24 protein-coding genes are annotated in these 26,806 nt (G+C 48.2%); 1 reads left to right on the top strand and 23 read right to left on the bottom strand.

Annotated features, from left to right (window positions below; all coding sequences use genetic code 11):
- Positions 1-88: 88 nt before the first annotated feature.
- From rfbD to BP95_RS0105975, 6 genes are all read right to left on the bottom strand, one after another.
- The gene (gene rfbD / locus BP95_RS0106000; protein ID WP_028531643.1) at positions 89-958 is read right to left on the bottom strand and encodes a dTDP-4-dehydrorhamnose reductase; all 870 of its coding nucleotides are present in this window, start codon (positions 956-958) and stop codon (positions 89-91) included.
- Positions 955-1,545 (bottom strand): dTDP-4-dehydrorhamnose 3,5-epimerase, encoded by a 591-nt coding sequence (gene rfbC / locus BP95_RS29745; RefSeq protein WP_021254348.1) that lies wholly within the window; start codon positions 1,543-1,545, stop codon positions 955-957. Before rfbC ends, rfbD begins: the two co-directional genes overlap by 4 nt.
- Positions 1,546-1,707: 162 nt before the next feature.
- Positions 1,708-2,181 (bottom strand): hypothetical protein, encoded by a 474-nt coding sequence (locus BP95_RS0105990; protein WP_028531642.1) that lies wholly within the window; start codon positions 2,179-2,181, stop codon positions 1,708-1,710.
- On the bottom strand, positions 2,171-2,329 hold the full coding sequence (locus BP95_RS32935; RefSeq protein ID WP_155987202.1) for a hypothetical protein: 159 nt from the start codon (positions 2,327-2,329) through the stop codon (positions 2,171-2,173). Before BP95_RS32935 ends, BP95_RS0105990 begins: the two co-directional genes overlap by 11 nt.
- A gap of 1 nt (position 2,330) precedes the next feature.
- Positions 2,331-3,701: a lipopolysaccharide biosynthesis protein gene (locus BP95_RS0105980; RefSeq protein ID WP_021254350.1), complete on the bottom strand. Its 1,371-nt coding sequence runs from the start codon at positions 3,699-3,701 to the stop codon at positions 2,331-2,333.
- 26 nt (positions 3,702-3,727) lie between these two features.
- Positions 3,728-6,832, bottom strand: a complete 3,105-nt coding sequence (locus tag BP95_RS0105975; RefSeq protein ID WP_021254351.1) for a heparinase II/III domain-containing protein — start codon at positions 6,830-6,832, stop codon at positions 3,728-3,730.
- A 116-nt stretch (positions 6,833-6,948) separates the two neighbouring features.
- On the opposite strand from BP95_RS0105975, the gene BP95_RS29740 reads away from it, so the two are divergent.
- Positions 6,949-8,589 (top strand): hypothetical protein, encoded by a 1,641-nt coding sequence (locus tag BP95_RS29740; RefSeq protein ID WP_021254352.1) that lies wholly within the window; start codon positions 6,949-6,951, stop codon positions 8,587-8,589.
- Positions 8,590-8,707: 118 nt separating this feature from the next.
- Here the strand turns inward: BP95_RS29740 and BP95_RS0105965 are convergent, their stop codons facing one another.
- From BP95_RS0105965 to BP95_RS0105885, 17 genes are all read right to left on the bottom strand, one after another.
- Positions 8,708-9,877, bottom strand: a complete 1,170-nt coding sequence (locus BP95_RS0105965) for a DegT/DnrJ/EryC1/StrS family aminotransferase (protein ID WP_021254353.1) — start codon at positions 9,875-9,877, stop codon at positions 8,708-8,710.
- Complete coding sequence (locus tag BP95_RS0105960) at positions 9,870-10,985, bottom strand: lipid II:glycine glycyltransferase FemX (protein WP_021254354.1); 1,116 nt, start codon at positions 10,983-10,985, stop codon at positions 9,870-9,872. Before BP95_RS0105960 ends, BP95_RS0105965 begins: the two co-directional genes overlap by 8 nt.
- Positions 10,978-12,339, bottom strand: a complete 1,362-nt coding sequence (locus BP95_RS29735; protein WP_021254355.1) for a polysaccharide deacetylase family protein — start codon at positions 12,337-12,339, stop codon at positions 10,978-10,980. Before BP95_RS29735 ends, BP95_RS0105960 begins: the two co-directional genes overlap by 8 nt.
- 30 nt (positions 12,340-12,369) lie before the next feature.
- Complete coding sequence (locus BP95_RS31800; protein WP_021254356.1) at positions 12,370-13,191, bottom strand: GNAT family N-acetyltransferase; 822 nt, start codon at positions 13,189-13,191, stop codon at positions 12,370-12,372.
- 7 nt (positions 13,192-13,198) lie between these two features.
- Positions 13,199-13,807 (bottom strand): sugar transferase, encoded by a 609-nt coding sequence (locus BP95_RS29725; protein ID WP_021254357.1) that lies wholly within the window; start codon positions 13,805-13,807, stop codon positions 13,199-13,201.
- Complete coding sequence (locus tag BP95_RS0105940; protein ID WP_081819817.1) at positions 13,807-14,637, bottom strand: acyltransferase; 831 nt, start codon at positions 14,635-14,637, stop codon at positions 13,807-13,809. The genes BP95_RS29725 and BP95_RS0105940 overlap by 1 nt, the downstream gene beginning before the upstream one ends.
- Before the next feature lie 16 nt (positions 14,638-14,653).
- Positions 14,654-15,949 (bottom strand): glycosyltransferase family 4 protein, encoded by a 1,296-nt coding sequence (locus tag BP95_RS29720; RefSeq protein ID WP_021254359.1) that lies wholly within the window; start codon positions 15,947-15,949, stop codon positions 14,654-14,656.
- Entirely contained in the window at positions 15,946-16,632 is a 687-nt protein-coding gene (locus BP95_RS29715) for a WbqC family protein (protein WP_021254360.1), read from the bottom strand. Before BP95_RS29715 ends, BP95_RS29720 begins: the two co-directional genes overlap by 4 nt.
- Positions 16,629-17,282 carry a PIG-L deacetylase family protein gene (locus BP95_RS0105925; RefSeq protein WP_021254361.1) on the bottom strand — a complete coding sequence of 218 codons (654 nt, stop codon included), beginning with the start codon at positions 17,280-17,282 and terminating at the stop codon, positions 16,629-16,631. The genes BP95_RS29715 and BP95_RS0105925 overlap by 4 nt, the downstream gene beginning before the upstream one ends.
- A gap of 1 nt (position 17,283) precedes the next feature.
- Entirely contained in the window at positions 17,284-18,579 is a 1,296-nt protein-coding gene (locus BP95_RS29710; RefSeq protein WP_021254362.1) for a glycosyltransferase family 4 protein, read from the bottom strand.
- The gene (locus tag BP95_RS0105915) at positions 18,566-19,717 is read right to left on the bottom strand and encodes an O-antigen ligase family protein (protein ID WP_142545709.1); all 1,152 of its coding nucleotides are present in this window, start codon (positions 19,715-19,717) and stop codon (positions 18,566-18,568) included. The genes BP95_RS29710 and BP95_RS0105915 overlap by 14 nt, the downstream gene beginning before the upstream one ends.
- 142 nt (positions 19,718-19,859) lie before the next feature.
- Positions 19,860-21,173: a nucleotide sugar dehydrogenase gene (locus BP95_RS0105910; RefSeq protein ID WP_028531639.1), complete on the bottom strand. Its 1,314-nt coding sequence runs from the start codon at positions 21,171-21,173 to the stop codon at positions 19,860-19,862.
- Between the two features lie 27 nt (positions 21,174-21,200).
- Positions 21,201-22,340 carry a DegT/DnrJ/EryC1/StrS family aminotransferase gene (locus BP95_RS0105905; RefSeq protein ID WP_231515052.1) on the bottom strand — a complete coding sequence of 380 codons (1,140 nt, stop codon included), beginning with the start codon at positions 22,338-22,340 and terminating at the stop codon, positions 21,201-21,203.
- A gap of 39 nt (positions 22,341-22,379) precedes the next feature.
- The gene (locus BP95_RS0105900; RefSeq protein WP_021254366.1) at positions 22,380-23,405 is read right to left on the bottom strand and encodes a Gfo/Idh/MocA family protein; all 1,026 of its coding nucleotides are present in this window, start codon (positions 23,403-23,405) and stop codon (positions 22,380-22,382) included.
- Positions 23,402-25,237 (bottom strand): polysaccharide biosynthesis protein, encoded by a 1,836-nt coding sequence (locus BP95_RS0105895; protein WP_231515051.1) that lies wholly within the window; start codon positions 25,235-25,237, stop codon positions 23,402-23,404. Before BP95_RS0105895 ends, BP95_RS0105900 begins: the two co-directional genes overlap by 4 nt.
- A gap of 41 nt (positions 25,238-25,278) precedes the next feature.
- Positions 25,279-25,959 (bottom strand): CpsD/CapB family tyrosine-protein kinase, encoded by a 681-nt coding sequence (locus BP95_RS29705; RefSeq protein ID WP_021254368.1) that lies wholly within the window; start codon positions 25,957-25,959, stop codon positions 25,279-25,281.
- Positions 25,940-26,677 carry a YveK family protein gene (locus tag BP95_RS0105885; RefSeq protein ID WP_081676968.1) on the bottom strand — a complete coding sequence of 246 codons (738 nt, stop codon included), beginning with the start codon at positions 26,675-26,677 and terminating at the stop codon, positions 25,940-25,942. The genes BP95_RS29705 and BP95_RS0105885 overlap by 20 nt, the downstream gene beginning before the upstream one ends.
- Between the last annotated feature and the right edge of the window lie 129 nt (positions 26,678-26,806).

Here is a 26,806-nt window from a genome sequence, read left to right as displayed (position 1 = left end):
CCGACCGGCCAGATCGCGCAAGCAAACAACGAATAACGAGATCCATCTTATTCACTTGTGCGATCTGCCCTTTCACCCTATTACCACTCTATTTCTCGGGAGGAGCATCCTTCTGCAAGAAATGCCGTATTGCCTCATTCCAATGTCGAAGCAGCGAGAAGTCATTAAGCCTCAACGCTAGTGGCTCCAACACTGAATATTCAGGTCTGCGAGCAGGCCTTGGAAAATGAGAGGTGGGCACCGCGCGTACGATCGTAGACAAGCCTGCCTCCTTGATAATTGCTGTAGCGAATTCATGCCACGAGCAGCTTCCGCTGTTCGTAATATGATAGGTTCCATATTTGGTAGTGTAGAGCAATTCGACTATCTTCTCCGCCAAATCAAGCGTATACGTAGGCGAACCTACTTGGTCATTAACGACTTGCAGCACTTGTTCCGTCTGTGCCTTCCTTAGAATCGCTTTGACGAAGTTGTCCCCATACAAGCCGAAAACCCAAGAGGTGCGTACAATAAATGCAGCAGGATGATGATTTCGTACAAATCTCTCGCCTTCCCACTTCGAACGCCCATAGATATTGATGGGACGAACGGAATGGAACTCATTGTATGGGCAGTCACTCTTCCCATCAAATACATAATCCGTGCTGATATATACAAGTGCTGCACCAATACGGTTAGCCGCTACGGCCACGTTGCGCGTCCCGTAGCTGTTAATTCGATACGCTGTGTCAGAATCCGACTCAGCCAAGTCTACCTTCGTATACGCCCCAGCGTGGATAACATGTGTAGGACGCTCCTTCTCCATCACCGTCCGCACTCGCTCCGCATCCGCCACATCCATATCGTGATGCCCGTAGCCAACTGCCGATATGCCATGGCGATGCAGCACAATCAGCATCTCCATTCCAAGTTGTCCACCTGCTCCTGTAACCAGCACCTTCATCTCTTCCTTGTTCACTCGGCAACACCATCCTTATTGCAAGAATTGGGAGCTGCCTTCCAAGCAGGAAGCTCGGCATCTTCTAACATCGGATGCTTGGCATCCTTCTCGGACAAGATGGGCTTGCTTACAGGCCAGTCAATATGAAGCGCTGGATCGTTCCATGCAATCCCTCGGTCGGATGCCGCATGATAGGGAGCATCCACCTTATATAGAACCTCTGTATTCGGAACGAGCGTACAGAAGCCATGTGCAAAGCCTTGCGGGACGAGAAGCTGCCGACGATTTGATGCGCTTAAGATAGCACCAACCCATTGTCCGAACGTCGAAGAGCCTTTGCGAATATCAACCGCAACATCATAGACGGCCCCGACTGCAACCCGTACCAGCTTCGTCTGCGCATAAGGATCCAACTGATAATGAAGACCTCGCAGTGTGCCAGCACGCACAGATAAGGAATGGTTATCCTGCATGAACGAATAATTTATACCAAGCTCTTCCCACTTATGTGCGTGATAGCTCTCCATAAAAAATCCGCGTTCATCCTCGAACACATTCGGCTCGAGAAGAAGTACTTCGGGTAATTTTGTCTGACTGACCTTCATCCTGACAACTCCCTTTTCGAGAGATAATTCGTGACTGATTGAAGAGGCTTTCCGCCCACTCATAACTATTCTATGCCGTTCACCCTCTTATTGACATTCAATGTGGGGAAAGTGCGACATATATCCATCAATCATATATTCGGGATGATTCCAGTTCTACGGTTAGCCGAACCATTGGACTTGCGCCCAAGCAGGATCGGGGTTATACAAAAAACATTGATTATACGTATTCATCATTTTGGAATAATGTGGACATGCCTTCGTAAGTTGAATGTTTAGTCGTGAGGTAAGCATTGCTTTCTGCTGAGGGGTTAATATAAATTTGACGGTGTATTGATATTTAACCTGTTCTTGTTCATGCTTCCGTTCTTTGCACACAACGTTTCCGCGAATAGACATACGGTCGTTGTCAAATTCATATGTAAATGCTAATGAATAATGGTTCGATATTGGCAAGCTCAAATGAGTAATCATCGTTAAGCAGTTCGGGCTAAGCCCGACAAGCATAACTTTACAGCTTCGCGCATGATGAACAGGCTCCTGATGCACGCGATCTATTGTCATCAGAACGGGTACCGGCTTTGGCAAGGTAATGAACAGTTGCGACGGATACGCAGAAGGCCAACTATTCATCATGATATTCCTCTTGTACAATCTGAACAACAGAATGACTCGCAGCACATTCCCACCTTGCACGAAAAATGCCTAATTGCAGCATGATGTCCGTAATATCAACCGTCCGTTTCTCTGTCAAGGACTCTCTTTCAAGCTGCTCAACTGTCATGTCATGCCTCACTCCTATCACCTCGTTCATTCACTGTCGTATCGGTTCCACCTGTTGCAGCGGAATTCATCCACTCTTCCTTACGCTTCCTTATGCCGATAGCGCTCATTCGATAAATAATCAAATAGAATACGCCCAATATCACGGCTTGCAAGATGGCAGCCGCCAGCGGGGACAATTGCAGCCATACGACGATTAGCAAACCTAGCGCCAATACCAGAAAACGAGTAACCGTCCACCAAAAATTCCAATGCTGCAGGCGAAGGGATTCTAAAATGACGGATACCGGAGAAAACAAAATATTTACACCGTACAATAGCGCGTAGACCGGCACATATTTGGCAGCAGGCTCCCAAGCAGTACCAAACAGCCATACAAATAACGGTGGGCCTACAACCGCGATTACAAGAATAGGTACTACTCCAATTCGACATAGCTTGCGAAACGTATCACGGAATAGTTGCTCGAGCATCTGCGGATTCTCGCGTGCATGCTTCATCGATTCCGCGTAGAACACTTGCGAGATAGACATGCTTAGCAGCAGTATCGGCCCTCCCAGCACCTTATCAACGAGAGCGATGGAGCCCGCTTCCTTCAACCCATAATATCCCGCCATGAAGAGCGGCAGCATTTGGAGTGTCATCGAGGTGAATACTCCTGATCCAGTCACATAAAGCGCAATTTTGCGATATCGGCTGGCCATCTTCTTCATAATGCTCCAATTCGCTTGACGGGCCCATTGGCCAGGCCGGAATTGCTTATGAAATAACGTGTACAGTGTTCCCGTTCCTGCTACGCGTCCAAATACTTCGCCCAATACGAGCCCGACTCTGCCCAATCCGACGAACGGAGCAGCCAACTGGATAAGGATTCCCCCCATCCCCTGCACCCATTTCGTTCTGGCTAGCGGTCCATAGCTTCTCGTTCGAAGCGCCCAATAATTTAACGTATTATAGAGGCCGTAACCGAAGAAGGATATAGGAAGCAGGTACACGATCATTCCAATTCTGAACGAATCAGATATCATCGGCGCAAACAAAATAATCACTGCCAAGAACACACCGGTGAGAAGAACGAGAAGCAAAAAACAAAAAGTTACGATATAGGGGATATGCTCTTCGTCCTCCTCCATCGGTATCGCTCGTTCAAACCCCAAGCTTCCGAACAAAACAGAAATCGCCAGTATAGACATATAAACAGCTAGCTCACCGTATTGCTCAGGCGTATACAAATGTGCCAAGAGGGGGGATAGAACAATCCCTATTCCTTGGGCGGCAGCCGTCCCGCTAAGCATAATAATAACGTTCTTAACAAAGGATCCTTGGCCGGTGAGCACGCGCCAGCGTTTGATCGCAGTATGGATAATATTCATTCTCGTACCCTTCCTTTGTCATTCCGCTAGAATTGGCGTACTTGCGATAGAGGGATAACAAATGACTGTCCTGCCTGAATATCGTAGATGAATCTATCGCCGATCTGTTGTTGAATAAAGGTCGTATTGCCAAGACTGACGACCACATGACTGCCTTCCTGCTTGATTACACTCTTAATCGTGTAAGCCGCATTCCGTACAGCTGCAGAGTTCGATGAAGTCACCGAATGATTGTCAACATACACCGTAGCACCAACTAGTTTCTTCACATCGAACGATGCCAAATTTTCAAATTTGAGTTCCAAACGATTATCAAGGCTCCACCCTGTTGTAAAGCCAGCAACTTTCCCTACTAAGCGCTCTGCTTCCGATTTGGACTCCTGCTTGCCGCCATCGTTCTGCAGCCACGTTCCATCGTGTGCATACTGAACCTTCGCCCCCTTAGACGACATACTTGTCAGTCCAAAAAAGCCCTTGAATGACAGTCCGTTCTCCAATTGGTATTCCCGATTCGATTCCAGACTGCAAATAATCGTATCTTTCCGACCATTTTGGAGGGCAACCTCAATGGCCATCGCTTCCCATTCAGGAACAGCCGCGCCTTCATGGGTTACGCTAAGCCTTCGAATTGTTTTGATCGTTCGTTCCTTCGCGAATGGCTCCAGAATCGAAGTGAACAAGCTCTCCCCGCCAGGACGCCGTGTTAATAAATAATCGAGTCGTCGAGGATTCCCCGGCTTATTTTGGGGTGGATCTCCCTGGGCAACTGCTGCATCTGTATACGAACCAAGCATCGTAACCCGCAAATTCGGCTTCACCTGCACGCGGTTATATGACACAGACTTCGCCGACTTCCACTCTGCATAAAACTGGCCGATCGGATCCTTGTCCTTACGGACATTGTACAAATAGTTATATCCACTCTTGCTCTGCTCCGAATAGGCGGGATCTGCAAGAGGAATCTGTTCGCCAGCATACGTGCCTGACTTCTGCTCCACTAATTTCAGCCCACCTGTCTCGACCGTTCCTTCCATGCCGTGAAAGCTTGACACTTGTTCACCCGCCCCCTTGACGCGGAAGAAATCAACGGCATAGGCAAGTCGATCATCAATGGGAATAAGAGCGAACGTCCTTCGATATACGTCAGCCCCCTCGTACGCATAGGGCGCCTCCACATCGATTAATTTGGCGTATTTGCCGTCATCATAATGACGTGGAATGCCAACCCATGAATTTGGCTGCTGTCCTTCCTTATTGAACACAACTGTATTATGCGATATGGTGTTCGATTCCCAGCGTCTACGCAAAATGTTATCATCAGCGAAGGTCACGTAACCTAGATCCGGGGCCATATCTAGACCGAACCCATATAACCCGATATTTAGCGCATCCCGATGAGCGTGGGATGTGCCATTTCGCCCATAGTACAGCCAAGCCTCAATGTCCCCATGCCTCAAAGCTGTGTATCCATATCCCGTTAAATTGATACTGTTGAACTTATAGCTGCCCTGAGATTGTACGACTTTACGGAACTGAGCAAGCAGTGCTTCCATCTTCGGTTGAAATAAATCATTTGTAATCCCTTCCGTTCGGTTTCCATTCAATAGAAATGCTGCCTGGGCAAATAAAGGATCGCGATATTTAACAAATGCCCTCCATACCAAGTCCCGCTTCGCCCAAATATTATCTTTGCCAATCGAGCCGGAATCCCCGATATTGGGTGTGTCCTTGCCTTGCATCACAAGATCAAGAAAGGCATAGAACATCTTCTTCACCTTCGGATGCTTATATAAATCCGCGCTTGGGACGCGCTCATAGCTGTCCAAAATATCCGCCAAACTGTTCATTCGTTCCAACCAGGTCACATTGTATTCAGGTGAAGCTTCATCACCATAGCCATCGCGATCGATACGATTCGCCAGAACGTCATAGACGCCCCCGCCGCTTATTCTCCATCCGCCGCCCGCTACACGCTCCAACTGCCCTGACTGCAGCGCAAATTGAATCCACTCCGCAGATTCAGGAAGCTGATCCAAGGTAATAGCCGCTAGTGCAATCACATTCTGATGAGATCCGAAGTTGCCTGAGATCTGCGCTTTCTTGACAGCAGGCACAATTTGACGAATGATACGATTCTCAAAGTTTTGCTTTATACTGTCGGCTGTTCCCTTCGATGAGGGAAGGCTGTAACGAGCGGCTTTCTTTTGCAAAAAAGACAAGTATGGAGCAGTCTTCTTCTGGAGTACGGGTAAAAAGGCATCGTAACTGAGGAGCAGCTGCTCCGTCAGTGTAACTTCAGCAATTGATCCCAATACTTTTCCCTGTCCCGTCCCGCCGTGCGCATTTTTGAACCCATCCTCCCACCGATACACGGAGACGTCCATATCAGGATACACATCGGCTACACGATCTAATAGAATCAGGCCGCTATAAGCGTACTTCTCATTTCCCGTATATAAGTAGGCTTCACGCAGCGAACGCAATGCATCCGTTAACCACTGACTCCATACCCAATGATTGTAGAACGCGATAAACGTATACTTGTTGCCTTTTCCATCAACATATCCACTGCCGTCATCGACGCCAAATGCCGTGCCTTTGTCCGGATACAGCGTATTCACCAAATATTTGCGGTCGGCGCGCTTCGGATCAAATCCTCCCTTATCATCTAAGCCGCTCCGGTAGTATGAAGCGAAATCATTCGTTGGGAACATCATTCCATTCGATTTATCCTTTACTTTCCACGGCTTCGCTACAGGATCAATTTCGTAGCTTGAACGGTCATCACGAGGCCCCTTCTGACCACCTATCACACTTCCCATCTCTTCATTCACATCATAGCTTCTCGGCAAGGCCTGCGTGGTAATCATCGACCATAGCTCTTCGTAGCTCAAATCTATATATTTTTGCGCCCTTCTTATGCTTGCATCCCTTTCATCCCGCGCCCATTTATACATTTTCACATTGTCCTGAACAGCTTGGCGTTTCTCTGCTGTATAGTAATTGCTCCTGGACTGGCCTGCTGCATGCGGACTGTTCATAAACACGAAATCGATACAAAAATATAGTGCAGCAATAATGAAAGAAACGATAATTAACTTCCATTTCCAATCAATTCTATAAGTTGTCATATTTGTAATCTCCTTGCTCATATATCGTGACATTTGCTGTCATCACTTTCTAGTAGGGCGTTTCATATTGTATAAAAAACAAGCTACTATTCCGATAGAAGAGGATGTGTCCGCCTATGATTAATCCGAATTTTGTTACGCCGCAGAACTTCGGAGCCTTGTATGATGGAGCAGCAGACGATACCACTCCAGTCAATAAAGCGCTGCAGTTCGCTGCGGTCAATCAGATGAGCGTCTACTTTCCTCCCGGCAAAGGTGCTGTAGTCTCCCAAGCAATCACCGTGCCATCCGGCGTCAGACTTATTATGGATGCCCCGCTTATTTATAAGGGAGACAACACTCAACCTTGTCTGCTGATCGGCAATGCCATCGAATCTACCACCATGATGGATTACAAATTGAATGTCCGAAATGCTCAAGTATCCGACTGGAGCAACGAAGGGAACATCGGCATCATTCTGACCAACTTCATCTCATGTAATATCGATATTGTGGGAATCGATGGCTTCACAATCGGTCTGCAAGCTAAGGGAAATAGTAAAGGATTCTCCTTCAACAAGCTGACACTTGGACAAATCATGAATAATAAGATTGCGCTGGATTTGTCGGCAGTTCGTTCTGGCTGGGTCAATGAAAATTTATTTGAGAATGGAAGGTTTGGATGCTGGAGTCAGGTCAATACGAATGCAAGCCGTTACGGAATTCGCATTATATCGCCTGATAATTCGTACTTTTACAATAACAACAATGTCTTTATCAAACCTAGCTTCGAGCTTGGCCAATCCTACCTTACGGGCAATGCCGAAGCAGTCCCGCTTCTGATCTATCACGGTGAGCAAAATAAATTCCAAGATATGCGCAACGAGGACAATAATACAACCTTTGTACGGGTGTTCAACTCGTCTTCGAATAACGTGTTCAATGTCGGTTATGGAGAACTGAACGGAAGCAATATCGATGATCGAAGCCGTTATCCTGTATCCGTGTACTCCTCACGCAAATCCAAATTAATCAATACAAAAGGAAACATGATCTTCCTATCCGGTCCCCTGAATAAAATAGCCTGCTACTACAATGGGAATAGCTTAGTCAATATTCCACGCGTTAATGTCGCCACTTCTCGCACGTCCACAGTTCTGAAATCTGGAGCAATGACGCTCGCCAATGAATATGTAGAGCTTATTCAGCCAGCAATCGGCGTATTCATCAACACCTCCAAAGCCAAGCGATTTATTGTACAAAAAGATACGATCGCTGGATATGGGGGACGCGTCATTGTCATCTGCTACGATGCAAACGGCAACATTCTAGGAAGCACTATTCAAAATGAAGCTACAGTCAAAGGCTCCTCCAACGCAGAGCCCTACTTCAACACAACCGCACCCGGGGGTGGAGCAATAGGCGGTTATATTACCGGAAATGATTCCAACAAAGACTTCTATTTCCGTGTTCATTCTGATGTCACAATGATACGCGTCTTGTTATCAGGAGGAACACAGCCGCTGCGCATCAAGAGTTTCTGCATTTACAGCATCGACTGCACGGCAGCGGTCTGGTCTGGCTACGAAGAGATCATACCTGGTGTGAATCTCGGCACGCAGCCGCCTACTGCAGGACAATGGGATAAAGGGCGAATGATCTTGAACGATAATCTCTCGCTGCTCGGCAACGACGGCAGCAAATATGTTGTAGAAGGCTGGCAATGCATTCAAGCACCCAATCAGTGGATAGAAAAAAGATCCTATACAGGCTTATAGAGGTTGTTCAAAAAGTCCGCTTTTGATCACGAAGTAAATCATAAAGTGGGCTCGGCATCGAATCTTGAATTCAGCCGGGTGATTCCTTCTTCACTCGGCTTCTAAGCCTCTTCCTGTTCTACACACTTTGCCGATAAATCGCATTCTGCTGTAAATGTTCCAAAATGACATCGACCACCCGATCCTGTTCGGCACTCGTCAGATTCGAGCCGGATGGCAAGCATAGCCCTTGTGCAAACAATTGCTCGGACACACTAAGATGCGATTGGTGAGGGAAATATAAGCTGGAGTGGAACATCGGCTGCAGATGCATCGGCTTCCATACGAGACGTGACTCGATGCCGTTCTGCTGCAGAGCAGTTTTGATCGAGAGCGGATACGTCCCCGTACGCTTGCAGTCAACCAAGATAACCGTAAGCCAGCAAGTCGATCTTCCGTAGGTAGGTTCTGATATCAGTCGAATACCATCATAAGGTTCCAATACACTCCGATACCGCTGATATACAGCCCTCCTTGCGGCAATTCGCCCTTCAATCACGGTGAGCTGACCACGTCCAATTCCTGCCAGCACATTGCTCATCCGGTAATTGTACCCCATCTCATAATGCTCATAGTACGGCAGATCTTCTTTAGCCTGAGTCGCCCAATGTCTGGCCTTTCGAAGTGCCACGGGGTCGCTGCTCACCAGCATTCCCCCTCCGGATGTGGTAATGAGCTTATTGCCGTTGAACGAATAGATGCCGAAATGACCGATTGTCCCACAATGTCTGCCACGATAGGTCGTACCTAGTGACTCTGCTGCATCTTCCACCACAATAATGCCATAACGATTGCAGATAGTCATAATTGCATCCATATCTGCGCTCTGCCCATAGAGATGAACGATGACAGCAGCTTTCGGCGTCTTCCCCTCTTGCGCAAGCTGCTCACATGCCCGTTCCAGCGCCTCTGGCGACATATTCCAGGAATTCGGCTCCGAATCAACAAATACAGGAATCCCGTTCAAGTACAGGATAGGATTCACACTAGCTATAAAGGTAAACGTGGAACATAGCACATAATCGCCCGCTTCTACCCCAGCCAGCCGTAAAGCCAAATGGATGGCCGCCGTCCCTGAGCTTAGCGCAACTGCTCCTTGCGCCCCTACATAATGGGCCACTTCTTCTTCAAATGCCTGAATATGCGGACCGACGGAGGACAGCCAATTGCTAGCAAATGCCTCATCGATCTTAATCCGTTCTTCATCTCCCATATGCGGAGGAGACAGATATATATAAGGCTTAGACATACTGGGTCACCTCTGCTGAGTCAATACCAACCGCCATAAGTGAAGGGTCGCGATAAAATGGGAAATACTCGCTCTCCGTAATACCATTAAATTTGCTTTTTAATAATTTGTATAGGTAGGGATCTCGTACTTTCCTTCCAACATAGAAGTCCAATGGTTCATGATTATTGAACCCTTTCTTGAAGCGATACAAGGAATCATTGCCCGTATAACCGCCGCCTAGATGAATCTTCTTGAATCCTCGTTCCTTGAAGTGCTGTATGGCGAAGTACAGCAAAAAATTATTGGGCGCGCAAGAAAAATATCGCTCATTGGAAGCGAGCAGATGATAGTGCACATGTTCACCTTCATGCAAAAATATCGATGCACAAACCAACTCATCTTCCGCGTATATTCCCAGCATGGTGAGCTGATCGGATAGGCGATCCAGCATGTCATAAAAGTATTGTTCGGTAAAGTAATAGCTGGCCTGAGCCTTCACACGATCCATCGTGTGATAATACATATCAATGAAAGATTGAAGCCGTTCTAACGTCATCGTTTCCTGCCGTCCAAAAAGTCCAGATTTCAAAGATACACGAATTCGATTCCGGTTCTTGGAGCTGAACTTGGCGAAAATATCGTCTACCGCCGGCTCTAAATCTACACTGATCGTATTGCGCACGAAACACGGATCCACATCCATGTAATCCTGATGATTGCGATAAAGAGGATGAAATCTGACAAACTCCGTTATAATTTTTTGTTCCTTACAATAGTTGGAGAAGGCTTGCTGAAATCGCCCAAGCAATCCATTACGATCTTCATCATGTAAGGAAGTGCATATAGGTCCTCCATAACCGTATGGGGTAATAATGTCGTACATTTCCGGAGCGTCTTCCCATAAGCGCTTAATATGCGGTAGAGTATTGACTTGCCTGAGAACAAATGGATACATGACAGTTCCGGTATCTTCTTTGTAAATAAATAGACGTGCCGATTCTTCCTGTCCGCTCTCGTATAAGGAGCAATAGCCTGATAACCAATATATGTCCGGATCCACTATACTCATGGCAAGTTCATCCCATTGCTTCCTATCGTCAGGCGACAGTATTTGAACATTACCCAATTGGACACCCTCCTTGAATGACGAACGAATGATAGTAATTCGCATACGGCTTCCAGAACGAGTTGCGAATGTTGGAGTTGTGCCACAATAAAACGAACTGTCCGCGATATCGATGCACGACTCCTAGAAGGTTATTCATCTGCTCAAACATCTGAGCGGGTTCAAGTCCTTGATAACCGCCAAGGCTTACCTCCATTGCGGTTAGAGGGAGCTCTTGTAGAGATAAAGGCTGTCTGGCATGAATATCAAAGACACGGTATGAATGGCAGATTCCGCTGCGAAACCCGATTTCATCGGCATACCCAATCGTACTGTCTATCTTCATCCCGGCTCGCTCCCATATGCCCCATGTATCCGGAACACGGAAGCGCAAATAATGATGCCTTCCCTCTGTAACCACGCATCCCGCCGCTTCTTGAAGCCGCTCCTTCTCTTGCAAGAACAACTCTTCATTGCAGTATGCATCATAGCTGGGGTGGAATCCGACGATATGACCGCGCTCACGTACACGCTTGAGCACCGAACGAGCGAGTTCTCCCCGGACATCATATCGATTGTCGTAAAAGGTCGTGCCCCCCGCCATAAAATAGAACCTGGATTGAACTCCTGCCTGCTCAGACAGATCCATCAGCCAATCAAATGTATCGTACGGGTCGGCACATCTACCTGACTTTACTTGTATGTATTCCAGCATGCTTCGAATGGGAGCCAATGGACTCAAGTTGGCCAAGCCTCTTGCCATACTCCGAATAAGACGCTTCATACCGTCCCAATATCGCAAATCATCCACATCATGCGTCACAATCAATTCAGAGGGACGATTTGTTCGTTCTGCCTCCAACCCTACTTCAATGAGCATATTCCAAAGCATCTCAGCCATCTCATTCACAACAGGACGCTGCCAGAAGCGGCTCCGAACAGCCAAACTGCCGGATGAGGGGAACCGTTCATGACGGTCTCTTATGTTCGCGCACTCTTCCCATCGAGTGAGCATAAAAAAGCAAGCAGCCAGCAGATCTGCTTCGCAATACAAGTCCCCTCCATCCACTCGCCATTCCCCTCTCCCGAACCATACGGGCAAATCCCCTTCGGGAGCAAATCTGGAGTTGGCATAGGACACACGTAGTTGGCTCGTATCCGCGGACAAGTAAGACAATCCATCCTCATATTGAGCAAAGAAGGCATCTCTGATATACAAGCTGCTCCCGTTCGACAGTGCGAACCGGATATAGGGCGACTGATCCTTATCATTGTCCACGACGAGCTGATACGGTAATCCGAGCATATCGCCGACCAATTGTTGAATGATATATGTTCGTTCGGGTACGAACAATGCAGGTATTGTAATAATCATGGCCCTTAACCCTTTCCTGTCCTCATCTTATCAAGACAATGGCTTCACCATGCGAAACGCTACAGCCAACTGTTCCATGCCGGAGTGAGGCGGCTCTTCCCCTCCGTCTGACACAAGCACCCTTCGATGCGGGGCAAGACGTGCAAGCAGAGCAAGCACATCCTTATTCATTGCAGCTTTCAAGCGCATACGGAAATAATTCTCCTTCATAAGCACAATTCGTTCTTCTTGATGATCGAAGCTCACGCGAAAGAATCCATAGCCATACACTTCGAGGCTGGCTACCGCTTGCGGCCAGTCTTGAATCATATAATCCAAGCTGCTCTCTTCCACTTCTACGTCCATCCATTGATGCAGCGGAGCACTTGCATACCAATAATAAGCATGCTGTCGAACGAATCCGTTCCGCTCATATAGCCGAATGGCAGATTCGTTCGTGTCGAATGCATCAAGCTGCACGGAAGAGAAGCCCTCCTTCGCGGCGTGAATGCTTGCCTGTCGAATCACATGGGAGCCGATGCCTCTTCCTCTGAACAGAGCAGATACGTAGAAATTATTCAGAAATAAGATGTCATCGAGCAGTCTCCATTCTGCGAAGCCAATCAGGGAATTCGCATTCGTATATATCCCTATAAAATGCGAAGTGAAACGAGACGGCGGGATAGCAAGCGAAGCACGCAAAAAATCAGCATATCCATGGGCTGAAAAAAGCGTCGCTTCATAGAGCCCCGCAGGCATCCATGACTCGCTCATGCGGGGGATTTCCTCATAATGTTCCGGTTCCAACGTTCGGACATGAACAGATTCGCCTCGTGACTCGATGCGGCAGTCAGGAAATAATCGTTTCCACATGTCCCCGTCACCCCTCGCGGCTATGATATCGTTCCTTATCGAGGTCAGAAGCCCCACGACTTCCGGGAAGTGCAACTCCCTCCCGCTTGACCACCGTAATGATTGTTAAGAACAAAATTTTGATATCCAGCCAGAAGGAGCAGTTCTCCACATACTGGACGTCAAGCTCCAAACGTTCATTCCAGGATAGATGATTCCTTCCCTTCACCTGGGCTAATCCAGTAATGCCCGGACGAACATGGAATCTTTTCTGTTCCCGCTTCGTGAAGTACGGCAAGTGCTTCACGAGCAAAGGCCGTGGTCCTACCAGACTCATGTCACCGCGCAATACGTTCCACAATTGGGGCAGCTCATCCAAGCTCGTTGAGCGCAAGAAAGTACCGAAAGGGGTGATGCGGTGGGCATCTGGAAGCAGTTGCCCTGCACTGTCTCTGGCATCTGACATCGTGCGAAATTTATAAACCTGGAATACGCGTTTATCCTTGCCCGGCCGCTCCTGCTTGAAAATGGCCGGCGAACCTAATGCAACGCGAACGCAAATATAGGTAATAAGGAGAATCGGGCTGATTACGAGCAGTAAAATGGACGAAACTGCAATATCGAATATACGCTTCATTACTGATGCTGCAGCAATTGTTCCTCGGCCACTTGACGGAGAACACGTGCAGGAATCCCCATGACCAATTGCTGTCCTTCCACATCTTTAGTAACAACACTTCCAGCCGCGACAACGGCTTCTTCTTCAATGACAACCCCCGGCAGCGTTACGACTCCAGCCCCAAGACGTCCGCCCTTCTTCACGGTTATTCCCTTCATCCACTTAAATCGTTCCTTCGTTCGGCCAATGAAATTGTCATTGCTCGTGATAACACCCGGCGCAACAAATACATCATCACCAATAGTGGAATAAGCCGTAATGTAGCAATTCGTTTCCAGCTTGCAGCGTGCGCCTACCGTACAATCGTTCTCTACCGAAGCTCCGCGTCCGATAATCGTAGCAGCACCTACACGTACACGTTCACGCACAGTAGCCAGGTCGGCGATGAATACATCCTGCTCCAGAACAGCACCGGCATATACGATGCTAGCTGTTCCAATCGTACAGCCTTTCTCGATGATGCACGGATCCTGACTTCCTCTATCTTGAAGTACAGATCGTTTCGCACGAAATGGCTGCTTGCCGATGACGGCTTGATCCATAATCGTTACCCCATCGCACAAAACCGTCTTCTCTTCGATGATGACATGACGGCCGATAACCGCTCCCTTGCCAATGACCGCACCTGCTCCAATGATACTCCCATCGCCGATGCAGACTCCATCTTCGATTGTCACTCCATCACCAATTACACAGAAATATCCCAGCTTCACCTGTTCTCCCATTCGAATATCCTGTCCCAACACTTGCAATTCTGCTGCTGCTCGCTTGTCATCCTTTATCCCCATCTTCGAATCATCCCCTCTACACATCGTAGGACGCAGCCGTATTGCGCTTGCTAACTCGCTTCTCGTTACGCCCAACGTCCTCCGCTATTGCCGCGGAGAGCTTATAGGACATGCGTTCCCAATCATGCTCTTGTTCCACATACGCTCTTGCTCTGCGGCCCATTTCCTCCCGATCCTTCAACTGCCTCGCCAGTTTGGACAGAGCTTCACTTAATTCCTCTGGATCTTGCAGGACAAGACCGATTCGTTCCTTTGCAATGACCGAATCGTCAATCTTGCCAACGAGAAGAGTCGGCAATGAAGAGGCCATATAGTCGTACATTTTGTTGAAGCTCATGCCCCATTTGTATACAGAAGCATCACGCAGCGCAATTAACCCTACATGAGCCCGTGCCAAAAGTGTGGGCACAGCTTCCTTCTTCACGAGTGGGAGGAAGGCTACATTAGTCAATCCCGCTTGTTCCGCCTGCTTCACTAGAGCTTCCTTCTCCGGTCCGTCCCCAACAAAGACGAATTGAATATTACTATCGGTTCCCTTACTAAGTGCTGCTGCTTCCAAAAGGTGATGTATGCCGTCAGAAATACCGTGCGATCCGGTATAAATCGCAATGAACTTCCCTTGCCATTGTTCAAATTGGCGCTCCACCTCAGAAGGGAGTTCGGCCAGCGGAAGAGCGAAGCGCTCCATATCGACACCATTAGGCAGAACCAGTACCTTCGATCCCAGCCCGCTCTGCTTCTCCACATAATCAGCAGCTTTATCGAACAGCACGATGATGCGGGATGCCTTTCGGTATAAATGAGATTCCAGCCAATAGAGCGCCTTGACGATCGGATGGTTCGGCGACATCTTGCCGAAGTCTATGAGTGTCTGCGGCCATAAGTCTCGTTCCTCGAAGTAGAATACCGCATTATGATGAGCAGCGAGGCGGGAACCGATCCATGCAGCCGCAGGATGCATAAGAGAGCCGATGATGAGATCGGGGCTCTCTTTGCGCCGCCGCCCCTCCCAATAACAGCGCCATGTATAATCCAGCATATTCTTAACGCGCCGCCAATCATTGCGCTTATAAGCTGTTGTGCGGAGCCAAACGAACCGCACTCCATCATATGTCACTTCCCGAACCGCATTGCGCGAGCCTTCCAAATGATTAATCCAATTCTGATGCCCGTAGGCGGAAGCAAATATCGTGACACTCGCTCCTTGCCTCACAAGCTGCTTCGCCAAATCAAAATGACGAGTCCCTCCGCCTGTGCCAGGGGCGACTCCGTAATGATTCACGATCCATATGTTCATTCCAGCTACACTCATACTGCCGCCTCCTTCCAATGCAAAGTTTCCACTTGCATCGCATAATCCAGCGAGCTTAACCCGCCCGTAAACCCTTCCTTGGCATGTCTTTGCGGATAAGAAAACGGTGTGAATTCGTGATATTCCACCCGGATTCCATATTTGTGAAATATGGATTCATCTAAATACTCCCTGCCGCTGGGGCCTGATAAATAAACATCGCCGCCTGCCTCATGCACGAGCTGAGCAAGCAGCTCCGATTTACTCCCATCTGCCAACATGGAACTGGAACGGATGAGCGGAGTGCGAATGTCCAGCCATTTCATGAGCAGCTCGATGCTCGGTATAGCAAAATCGACAAGGCGCTCATATTTCCCACCGTAGAGATCGTGTAGTTCATTTTTCCGCTGAAGATACCCAGGGCTTTTGCCATAGCTGGCCTCGAGCTGGCGCATGTGCTCCGCCTGCCAGTCGCGGTTGTTCGCAATTCGCACATCGATCGTCCTCGTTCCGAACAAGCCTTCCTTCGCTACGGGAATAGTCAGCCATTTCGGACCGCCTTGCGTGTCGATCATTGTGCGATTTTGATAGCCATTTTTCGTAAATTGAACGGTATCGAGCAAGATGAACAAATCCGAGCAGGCCATCTTATGAAAAAAACCAAGCCACGGCAGGACATTCGGCTGATGAATGCTGACAATCATATTCTCACCCTGAGGGGTTCAAAGGCTTCGGCATACTCTTCACCGATTTGAACGCCTCGAATTTTGGCCAATCCAAATACCATTTCTCTCGTAAAATAACTCCGGTTCAGATGCAGCTGAGAACGATATTGCTGCAAAGCCTCCCATTTCCGCTCCATATATTTCCGGTCAAGCGGGGCAAATATTCGTGAATTGGTGCTCAGTTGATTCCAAGGGAGCTCGTAACCGTAAAGGGATTGTTCCTTGAATGCGCGCTGGCTCTCACTACAGATGACCTGATGATCTTGATGTATATCGGACGAGGATGGCACTAGAACCAAATCCGGTTTCATGTCTCGCTTCATTCCAACGAGAACTTCCAGCAATTCTTGGCGATGGGTGGGAAATTGGCGGACAGGGAATCGATAGATGATGCGATTGTCATGTGGAATTTCCAATACGTCCATGGATGCATGAAATTCATGCGCCAGCGTGTCTTTGGCGAAATCGCCTGGCAATGATTGCTCAGCTACCGAAAACGCCACGACAACAACATTAGCTCCAGACTCGATCTGCTTCGCAATAAACGCGCCGCAGCCTAGTTCCGCATCATCCGTATGAGGAGCCAGCACCAAAATGTTACGAGCGCTAACTTGTGTTGGTAGTACCATGCTACTTTACAACCTTCCTTTCACGTTCCCTATTCATCGTGCCAAAGGCAGTTTGCTGTACTTCTTCCTTCCTGATGCGACCCGTGACGTCGGCATAAACATGCAGCAGCTTTTCTTTTTCTACATTCCAATGATAGAGAGACTGAACTGCTTCTTGCCCGCAGCGCCCCATTTCTTCCGCTTCTTCATGATGCGTAATGAGCCAATCGATTCGTTGCGATATGCCTTCAAGATCGAAGGGGTCGACACAAAATCCGCAGCCTGCTTGCTCAATAATCTGCCTCCACTTCGGGAAGTCAGAGGCGATGACGGGAATGCCTGCCGCCATATATTCGAACAGCTTGATCGGGAGCGCGTCTAAGTAATTGATCGTCGGGTGCAAAATAACGAGCCCTGCTCTCGAACGAGCCATCGTTTCATATACCTGCTTACGGTTCAACTGCCCGAGGTAATCAACTTTGGCCCAGCCGGAACGTCCCATAGCAACATGCTTCTCCTCGGCAGAAGCGAAGGAACCCGCCAGCAAAAGCTTTTTATCCGGTATTCCGAACTCCATGGCGCCAACTATCTGCTGAAGTCCGCGAATATTGCCGATGGAGCCAACATAACAGACGGCGTCCTCCTTACCTGCATGTTGGGAAATGCCAACGAATTCCCCGGATTGTACAGATTGTACGGATTGTGGTGACTCGGCAGTGTGTACGAATTCGTCCAGAATTGGATAATTGCACACTGTCTTGGTGCAACACTTCGGGTGTCTAGCGAACCGTTCTTCAATATGAGTCGTTGCCGTTACAATCGCATCGAAGCGAAGACTAGCCCAGAGCTCTATCCGCTCCACCAATCGAGATACGCCGCCTCTTAGCCACTTCGGAATCCACCCTTTGCTCAATATCTGGCGCGGGACATCTTCATGCACATCGTATATGACTCTGTATCCCTTTTTCTTTAGCCACAACCCTATCGGAATCAATTCTGGATCATGAAAATGGTATACGTCTGCATCTATTTGCCTCGCCGCCTGATAGAGTCGCCATGTTGTCGTCCACATTCTCTCAGACCGAGAACGTGGAATCGGCAGAGGGACAATGCGCACCCCTTCAATAACTTCCTCTCCATGGTGCGGTACAATGAACAGTGTGTTATATCCAGCCTTGGCCAGTGAGACGGCTTCTTTATACGTTATGCGGGAATCGTTGGCATCGTGGGCCGTGCTAAGCATGCAAACCGTGAACAAATGATTACGCTCATGATGATCCTCCATCAATCCGCTGCTGCCATATTTAACGGTGTGCAATAGAATGCTCCTCCTCTCGCGCTGCTAATAATCCTGCTTTAGTAATGACTGGAAGCAGGCCGATTACGGCAAAGAACGCTCGATTGTCAGGAATATCGCCACTGACCGTTACATTGAACAGCATGGCTATAAATATCATGACCAGCACGATCCAGCGCTCGGATTGAGCAGATTTCAAGATCAATATCGCATATCGAATCGTAATGCCAATCAATAAAGCTAAGAGCAGCAAGCCAATGCCACCGAGTTCTACCATCACTTCGATGAACAGATTATGCGGATAATCGCGGAAATCGTCCATCTGAGACAGCACAGGCCATGATCCAATCCCATTGCCCCGCAATGGGGATCTCAGCCAGTAATCTCCCGCTTCGCCTGCATACGACACCCTTGCGGAGGCTGACCCCCCAATTCCATCACTTCCCGGCATCAGCAGAGATAGCCGCAGCAATGTCTGTGGTGGATTCGGAGATGCAGACCATATTACCGCTGTAGAGATCGCCCCCGCAATCATGGCAAGCAACAATAAGCTGTAACGCCTTACGTACATCCGATTGTGCTCCAATCGAATCGAATACAGCATCGGCAAGAGCAAGGACAGAAATGTTGCTAGCAGAGGACCTCTACCCCCGCCAACAAATAAGTGAAACATACAAATACCGAATGAGAACAATGAGAACAATTTATACAGGGCTTCTCTCTGTCCGAACAGAAGCTGCCACATGAATACAATTGCACCTAAGCTCGAAATTTGGCCTGCTCCTAAATACGTGCCACCCATAACGTTGACAAATCCCTTCCCCCCGGATGCTGCGTAGGTGAGGATCCCTTCCCCTGCAATCCATAAGGAGAATATGCCGAGCGCCATTATGAATCGCTGTACCCGCTTCGGTTCCGAAGCAATGATCCATGAGCTGCCGATGATTGACCATAACACGAGTGTAAGCATCTTGGACACTTTATCAGTGGCATAGATCTGGCTTGGGGACCAGATTAGCGACAGCATCGCATAGGCTGCGAGCAGAAGATAAATGGCTGTTACCATGTAGCTGTCCCATAGAACGATGAATTTCCTCTTCATCAGTACAAAAATCGATACCAGTACACCGAGTCCCAACGTCAGCATCGTGATGTCCATCGGTATCCAACTGAATCTTGGATCGGATTTGAATACACCTGCGAACAGAAAGATCACAAATAACATTTCAAAGGAAAAAAGGGTGTGAAGGAGACTCTTCAAAAGGTGATCAATCCGAATTGTGCTGGCACGCCGATGGTGATTAAAGTCGATAATATTTGGCTGAACCATACTCGCCCTTAACCGCATTGCGCGTATCGTATACAACTTGGGATTGTTCACAGATGAACTGATAATCGAAAGCGGAATGATCGGTTGTAATGACCGTAATATCCGCTCCTCCCAGTAGCTCTCCCGTTAATTCTGACGCTTCCATACACTGTCCACGATGGATGCAGTGAACGACATGCGGATCGCTAAATACGACATCTGCCCCCTTCGACTTCAAGGCATCCATAATGGTGAGCACGGGGGATTCCCGCCAGTCGTCTACATCCTTTTTGTAAGCCATGCCGAGCAGGACGATGCGCGAATTTTTTATTGTTTTCCCTTCTTCATTCAGGATCGAACCAATCCGAGTCACTACATATTCCGGCATTGTTCGGTTGATTTCACCGGCCGTTTCAATGAGCCGCATATGGCAATTGTATTCACGAGCCTTCCAGCTTAAATAGAACGGATCGATCGGAATGCAGTGCCCGCCGAGGCCAGGCCCTGGATAGAACGCCATAAATCCATATGGCTTCGTCTTCGCAGCATCAATGACTTCCCAAATGTTAATCCCCATTCGATTGCACAGAAGGGTCAGCTCATTTACAAGGGCGATATTGATGTTGCGGAACGTGTTCTCGAACACCTTCTCCATCTCCGCAACTGCGGGAGAACTTACTTCAACCACATCTCCCTCCAAAACGGACCGATAGAGCTGAGCAGCCACTCGGGTGCATGACGCTGTTATACCGCCAACTACTTTTGGCGTGTTTTTTGTGTTATAGCTTTTGTTGCCTGGATCTACCCGCTCAGGAGAATACGCCAGAAAAAAGTCAACGCCACAGGTAAGGCCCGAAGTTTCTAGAATAGGCTTCACCAACTCATCCGTCGTCCCGGGATACGTCGTACTTTCCAAGATCACTAGCATTCCGGGACGCAAGTGCTTGGCAATTTCCTCTGTTGATTGCTTGACATAGCTCGTATCCGGTTGATGATAGCTGTCTAACGGAGTCGGCACGCAGATCGTTACGACATCCACTTCATTTATGAACGCAAAATCTGTAGTTGCCATTAATTTATTCGTCTCCACCATCATGCTCAATTCTTCGTCGACGACATCGCCGATATAGTTAATTCCTTGATTAATCAGGCTCACCTTCGTGTCCTGTACGTCGAAACCGATGACTTGGAAGCCGGATTTGGCCTTCTCCACCGCCAACGGCAGTCCCACGTATCCCAAGCCTACTACGCCGATCACAGCTGACTTATCAAGCAGCTTTTCCATTAGAACATCGGCTGCACTAATCGCAAAAGAGCTGGCAACTACACTCATCTATTTATCACGTCCTTTAAAAAACTGTGTCACGGTATCTATAATGTATTGCTGATCCTGCTGAGTCAGTTCAGGGAACAACGGCAGCGCCATACAGCGGGCGGAGGCCTGCTCTGCATGCGGCAGGTCGCCTTCGCTATATTCAAGCGGGCGATATACCTCTTGAAGATGCAGCGGAACCGGATAATATACACCGGAATCAATTCCCTGCTCCTTGAGATGCGCCATTAACTGTTCACGCTGATCAGTCTCAATAATGTACAAATGATAAGCATGCTTTCCATAAACCAGCTCTGTTGGAAGCGTAATAGGCAATTGTGACAGCCCTTCTTCGTACTGCTTCACCTTCTGCCGGCGTACGTCTGTCCATTCATTCAATCTGCGCAGTTTGACACGAAGCAAGCTCGCCTGAAGCTCATCCAGCCGGCTGTTATAGCCTACTCTCGCATGATAATATTTCGGATTCGATCCATGAACACGCAGCATGCGTATGGTACGGGCAAGTTCTGCGTCGTGCGTAACGACGATGCCGCCATCTCCGAATCCCCCTAAATTCTTGGTAGGGAAGAACGAAAAGCATCCCGCAGTGCCAAGGCTTCCTGCCTGCTTCCCGTTATAATCTGCGCCCAGCGCCTGACAAGCATCTTCCACAACATGAAGCCCATGCCTCATGGCAATGTCATTCACGGCATCCATATCTGCCATCTGTCCGAAAATATGTACCGGAATAATTGCTTTCGTGCGCGGCGTTATCGCATTCTTGATACAATTTGTATCAATTAAATACGTTTCTGGATTCACATCAACAAACACAGGAGTTGCCCCGACACGCGAGATCACTTCCGCACTGGCAAAGAAGGTAAAGGGAGAGGTAATTACCTCATCTCCAGGGCCGATGCCAAGCGCATCTAAGGTCAGCATGAGCGCATCTGTTCCATTCGCTACTCCAACGGCATACGGAACATTCAAATATTGCGCCAACTCTTCTTCGAACGCTTGAACTTGCGGGCCGTTAATATAATGGCCGCTAGACAGCACTTCTTCTGCAGCCCGCAGCAGCTCTTCTGAAATCGACGCATAGGAAGCTTGCAAATCAATAAGAGGGATGCTGCGTTTTGTTTGCACGAGAATATTAGACAACCGAATCTCCACCTTCACCTATTAGTCCATTCATTCCGATTACAGGGAAATGAGCTGCTCTTCGCTGCTCCGTTGATTCACGCTTGCATCGTAGATGTCCAACACCATCTGCAGCGCTCTCTTGCCATCTTCGCCTGATACATGCGGATCACGATCATCGCGAATCGCTTCGACCATATCCCGAATCATATGGGTATGTCCGGGCTCGCCAAAAGGATTTAAATGCGTATGCTCAACAAATGCCAACGCTTCTTGCTTATCAAGGGATGCAAAGTTCCAATATTTAATCCAGTGCGCGGTTGGACCGCCAATCACCGCTGAACCATGCTCGCCGAACAATGCAATCTCTTCCTCTAAGTTGTTCGGATAGACGGTCGAAGCAACTTCTACCGAGCCAAGTGCGCCATCGGCAAATTGCATAACAGCCAATGCCACGTCCTCCATTTCGATATTTCTCAGCCGCGTTGCCGACATGGCTCGCACTTTAACTGCCGGCCCCATCAGCCAAGCTAGCAAATCCATCGAATGGATGCCTTGATTCATCAGGACACCGCCATCCATTGCTCTCGTTCCCCGCCAAGGAGATTGATTGTAATAGTCCTGGTTCCGATTCCAGCGAAGCTTGACGCTCGCATGGCTCAGCTTGCCGAATCTCCCCTCATCCAGCATTTTCTTCAATTGCACAATTGCCGGACGATAGCGGTTCGGATGTACGACTGCCAGCTTCACCTTATGCTTGCTGCATGCTGCTATCACCCGCTCTGCATCAAGAAGCGTCAAGGCGAGCGGCTTCTCCACGACAACATGCTTGCCAGCCTGAGCCGCTTGAACGGCCATATCCGCATGCAGCCCGCTCGGCGTGCAAATAATGACCACATCTACACATGGATCCTGCAGCATGTCTCTATACTGCAAATACGCCGCAATCCCGTCCTCTGCCCATGGTTTCATCCGCTCCGCGTCCGAGTCGCACAACGCTTGCAGTACTGCTCCTTGTACGTTCTGAATAGCTTCCACATGCTTTGCTGCAATATGGCCGCATCCTACAATCCCGAATCGTATCATCGTGCCATCTTCACTCCTTCATCCGAACTCGAAATAGTTTCCATTAAAAAACGCTTCAAATGTAGGGGATTATCAAGAAGAAGCTCATTGAGCTGCTTATTCCAGTGCTCGAATGCGCGCTCCTCCATCAGAAGCGGATTGCCGACAAAAATGCGCTGATGTTCCGTTCTCCGCAATCCCTCCTCCTCCGTTGACAATTCCTCATGCAGCTTTTCCCCAGGTCGTATTCCCGTTACTTCAATTTCAATATCTTTGTAAGGCTCAAAGCCGGACAAACGGATTAAATCTGTTGCTAAATCCAAAATTTTAACAGGCTTGCCCATATCCAAGATGAATACCTCTCCGCCAACGGCATAGGCTCCAGCTTGAATTACTAAGGCAACAGCTTCTGGAATCGTCATGAAAAAGCGCGTCATATCGGGGTGTGTGATCGTGATGGGCCCGCCCTGCTGGATCTGCTCCTTGAAGCGCGGAATGACGCTGCCGCGGCTGCCAAGCACATTGCCGAACCGAACCGAAGTAAAGTTCGTACTGCTGCGCTCGTTCAGATGCTGAATGACCATCTCAGCCATTCGCTTCGTTGCCCCCATGACACTCGAAGGATGCACAGCCTTATCTGAAGAAATAAGGACGAAACGCTCACTGCCAAATCGATGGGCGCATTCCGCTACATTCCTCGTTCCGTGCACATTATTTCGAATAGCCTCGGAAGGGTTCAGCTCCATGAGCGGGACATGCTTATGCGCTGCCGCATGAAACACGACATTCGGAGCATATTCGTGGAACAGTTGTTCAAGTCTTGGCTTATTTTGAATATCCGCAATGATTGGCATAATTTCCAGCCCAGGATGAAGCCGGCGAAGCTCCGACTCAATGGCATAAATACTGTTCTCTCCATGACCAAGCAGGAGCAACAATTGCGGACAAAGGGCAGCGATCTGACGACATAACTCGGAGCCAATAGAACCCCCAGCCCCTGTAACAAGAACCGTTCTACCCCGAATATAATTGCAGTTGTCTTGCAAATGTAGACGAACAGGCTCTCTCCCAAGCAAATCCTCGACGTCTACATGACGAATATCGTTCACCGTGAGCTTGCCCTGCATCAGGTCATCCAGACTAGGCATCGTATAAATATTGCAGCCCGTTGTCTTGCAGCAATCGATAAATTCGGCAATTTGCTTGCGCGGCAAAGAAGGCAGGGCGATAATAATGTCCTGAATCTGATATTGCTGTACAGCTTGCATAATTGAATCACGGCCACCAACGACCGGAATGCCCACGATTTTTTTGTTCCACTTATTTGAATCATCGTCGATGAACGCTGCAGGCAGGGAGTCTGAATGCTCATTGTCCAATATCTTTTTGGCCACTAGCGACCCGCAATCACCCGCTCCGATAATGAGAATGTGACGCTTCACCCGCTGATGGCTCACCGTACGTCTCTGCCTGTACCTTTGCAGAATTCGGATTCCTCCGACGGACAGAAGAACCGTCTCATAGGTCATGATCATAAACCCCCATGGCACCTCATTTCCCCATAGGAGAATAGATATCATCGAAGACATACCACAGCCAGCCGTAACGGCAGACGCAATTAACAACACATGTCTACTATCTGCATAACGCCATACTTGTTCATATAAATTGAACACCTGGAAGCCGATCAGACAGCAGACGATGGTAAGCACGCTGAACCCGAGCACGAACGAATTTCCAATCTGTCCTTCGTTAGCAGGGATCGTAAGCAAATAGGACAGCCCGACACTTACAGCAATACATCCTGCATCCAGAACTGCAAAACTTCCTTTCTTGAGCCACCACAATTTCAACTCCATCACTCCATTAGTTCAGTTGTCTCTATCCCGAGCAGCTATTTCATCGCAATTACCTGTGAATTCAACGAATTGCGCCGTTCGACTTGATTGAGTACAGTGCCGATAATCGTACCGCTCACGCACTCTATGGCCTCTTTCACTTTCATGAGCGTAGCAGCTTTTACTTTTCCAGATTTGACAACGATCAGTACCGCATCGCACAAACCTGACAATATTAGTCCATCCGTGACTTTCGTTATGGGGGGCGAATCGATAAGAATCAGATCGAATTGTTCTGCAAGATGACTTAAGAGGTATTCCATTTGAGAGCTGCCCAACAGCTCGGAAGGATCACTGTTCGTCGGATTCCCAGGGAGTATGAATAAATTAGGTATGGAGCTTTCTTGTATCATTTCTTCCGACCATTGCGCAGATTCCAAATAATCGCCTAATCCGCTGCGCTTCGAGAGGGAGAATACATGGTGAAGTGTTGGCAGGCGCAGATTCGCATCGATGATTACGACTTTCTTTCCTTCCAGCGCGAAGGCAATTCCCAAATTGCTAGCTACCGTCGTCTTGCCTTCCCCATGTACGGATGAGGTCACCAAAAGCGTTCGATCATTTCGCTTGGCTAGCATATAATTCAACTTCGTTCGCAATGCGCGGTACGTTTGGGAAATGTTAGACGTCTTCTTCATATGCACTAATAGCTGAATTTTACGTCGATATCGGAACATTCTTTTTATCACCCGCCAATTTGGTATTCGCTGTCTTTTGCGTCAACATATCTCCTCTTTTGCAAGGTTCGATGGACACGAGAGGTGAAAGTTCCAGTTCCCTCAGTCGTGCTTCATTTCGCACAACATCTCCCGTCATATCTTTCATGCTGACAAACAGCATGAGTAAAATAAAGCAAGCAGCCCCAACGATCACTGTGTTGCGCAATACATGGGATTCGACTTCTGGAATCATGCGTTGTTGATGATTCGGGTCATCGAGAATGAGAATGTTGTCCATTTTGTAGATGAATGCTACTTGTCTTTTTAGCGTGCTTGTTACATCATTCATAATGTCAATCACTCTCGATTCTGAGATGTCTCGAACGGTTATAGACATTACTGGGGTTTGCTCCACCGTGCTTACCGATATGCGATCCGCGAGTTCACTGATTGACAGGCCCCAGCTTGGATTATCACGTATAACCGCCCCAAGAATAGTAGGTGTCTTAATTAATTCCTTAAAGGTGTTCATCAAGGATATATTCAAATTCATTCTTTCCATCGTCATTTCTGCATCTGAACCGCTATTGCTCATAATCATCTTTACTGTAGAGCGATAGGTCGGTTTTTGAGTTACTTGCATGAACAATGCCGCAAGCAATGTTACAATAAGGGTAGTGATGATTAGAAACCATTTTCTACGGTTGATAACTTCAAGCAAGGTTAGAAGTTCGATGGTCGTTCACTCCTTTTTGATGGATTATAATGCTTCTCTACTTGAGGAAACGTAATCGATTTATCTTCAATTGACCATCATATGGGGGGGACACTATAATAGAAAAAGAGGTTCTAAAGTCATAGTTTT

It is taken from the genome of Paenibacillus sp. UNC217MF (assembly GCF_000686865.1).
In the GTDB taxonomy this organism is placed as follows: domain Bacteria; phylum Bacillota; class Bacilli; order Paenibacillales; family Paenibacillaceae; genus Paenibacillus_B; species Paenibacillus_B suaedae.
Note: the sequence above shows the minus strand (reverse complement) of the source record. Positions and strands in the feature narration are given on the sequence as shown.

Coding starts and splice junctions, on each gene's coding strand:
- BP95_RS29720 (WP_021254359.1), bottom strand. CDS start 15,949: ATGAGTGTAGCTGGAATGAACATATGGATCGTGAATCATTACGGAGTC.
- BP95_RS0105975 (WP_021254351.1), bottom strand. CDS start 6,832: ATGACAACTTATAGAATTGATTGGAAATGGAAGTTAATTATCGTTTCT.
- BP95_RS0105965 (WP_021254353.1), bottom strand. CDS start 9,877: ATGTCTAAGCCTTATATATATCTGTCTCCTCCGCATATGGGAGATGAA.
- rfbC (WP_021254348.1), bottom strand. CDS start 1,545: ATGAAGGTCAGTCAGACAAAATTACCCGAAGTACTTCTTCTCGAGCCG.
- BP95_RS29715 (WP_021254360.1), bottom strand. CDS start 16,632: ATGATTGTCAGCATTCATCAGCCGAATGTCCTGCCGTGGCTTGGTTTT.
- BP95_RS0105980 (WP_021254350.1), bottom strand. CDS start 3,701: ATGAATATTATCCATACTGCGATCAAACGCTGGCGCGTGCTCACCGGC.
- BP95_RS31800 (WP_021254356.1), bottom strand. CDS start 13,191: ATGTGGAAACGATTATTTCCTGACTGCCGCATCGAGTCACGAGGCGAA.
- BP95_RS32935 (WP_155987202.1), bottom strand. CDS start 2,329: ATGACAGTTGAGCAGCTTGAAAGAGAGTCCTTGACAGAGAAACGGACG.
- BP95_RS0105925 (WP_021254361.1), bottom strand. CDS start 17,282: ATGGTACTACCAACACAAGTTAGCGCTCGTAACATTTTGGTGCTGGCT.
- BP95_RS0105915 (WP_142545709.1), bottom strand. CDS start 19,717: ATGGACATCACGATGCTGACGTTGGGACTCGGTGTACTGGTATCGATT.
- BP95_RS29705 (WP_021254368.1), bottom strand. CDS start 25,959: ATGTTCCGATATCGACGTAAAATTCAGCTATTAGTGCATATGAAGAAG.
- BP95_RS29740 (WP_021254352.1), top strand. CDS start 6,949: ATGATTAATCCGAATTTTGTTACGCCGCAGAACTTCGGAGCCTTGTAT.
- BP95_RS29735 (WP_021254355.1), bottom strand. CDS start 12,339: ATGATTATTACAATACCTGCATTGTTCGTACCCGAACGAACATATATC.
- BP95_RS29725 (WP_021254357.1), bottom strand. CDS start 13,807: ATGAAGCGTATATTCGATATTGCAGTTTCGTCCATTTTACTGCTCGTA.
- BP95_RS0105940 (WP_081819817.1), bottom strand. CDS start 14,637: ATGGGGATAAAGGATGACAAGCGAGCAGCAGCAGAATTGCAAGTGTTG.
- BP95_RS0105990 (WP_028531642.1), bottom strand. CDS start 2,181: ATGATGAATAGTTGGCCTTCTGCGTATCCGTCGCAACTGTTCATTACC.
- BP95_RS0105900 (WP_021254366.1), bottom strand. CDS start 23,405: ATGATACGATTCGGGATTGTAGGATGCGGCCATATTGCAGCAAAGCAT.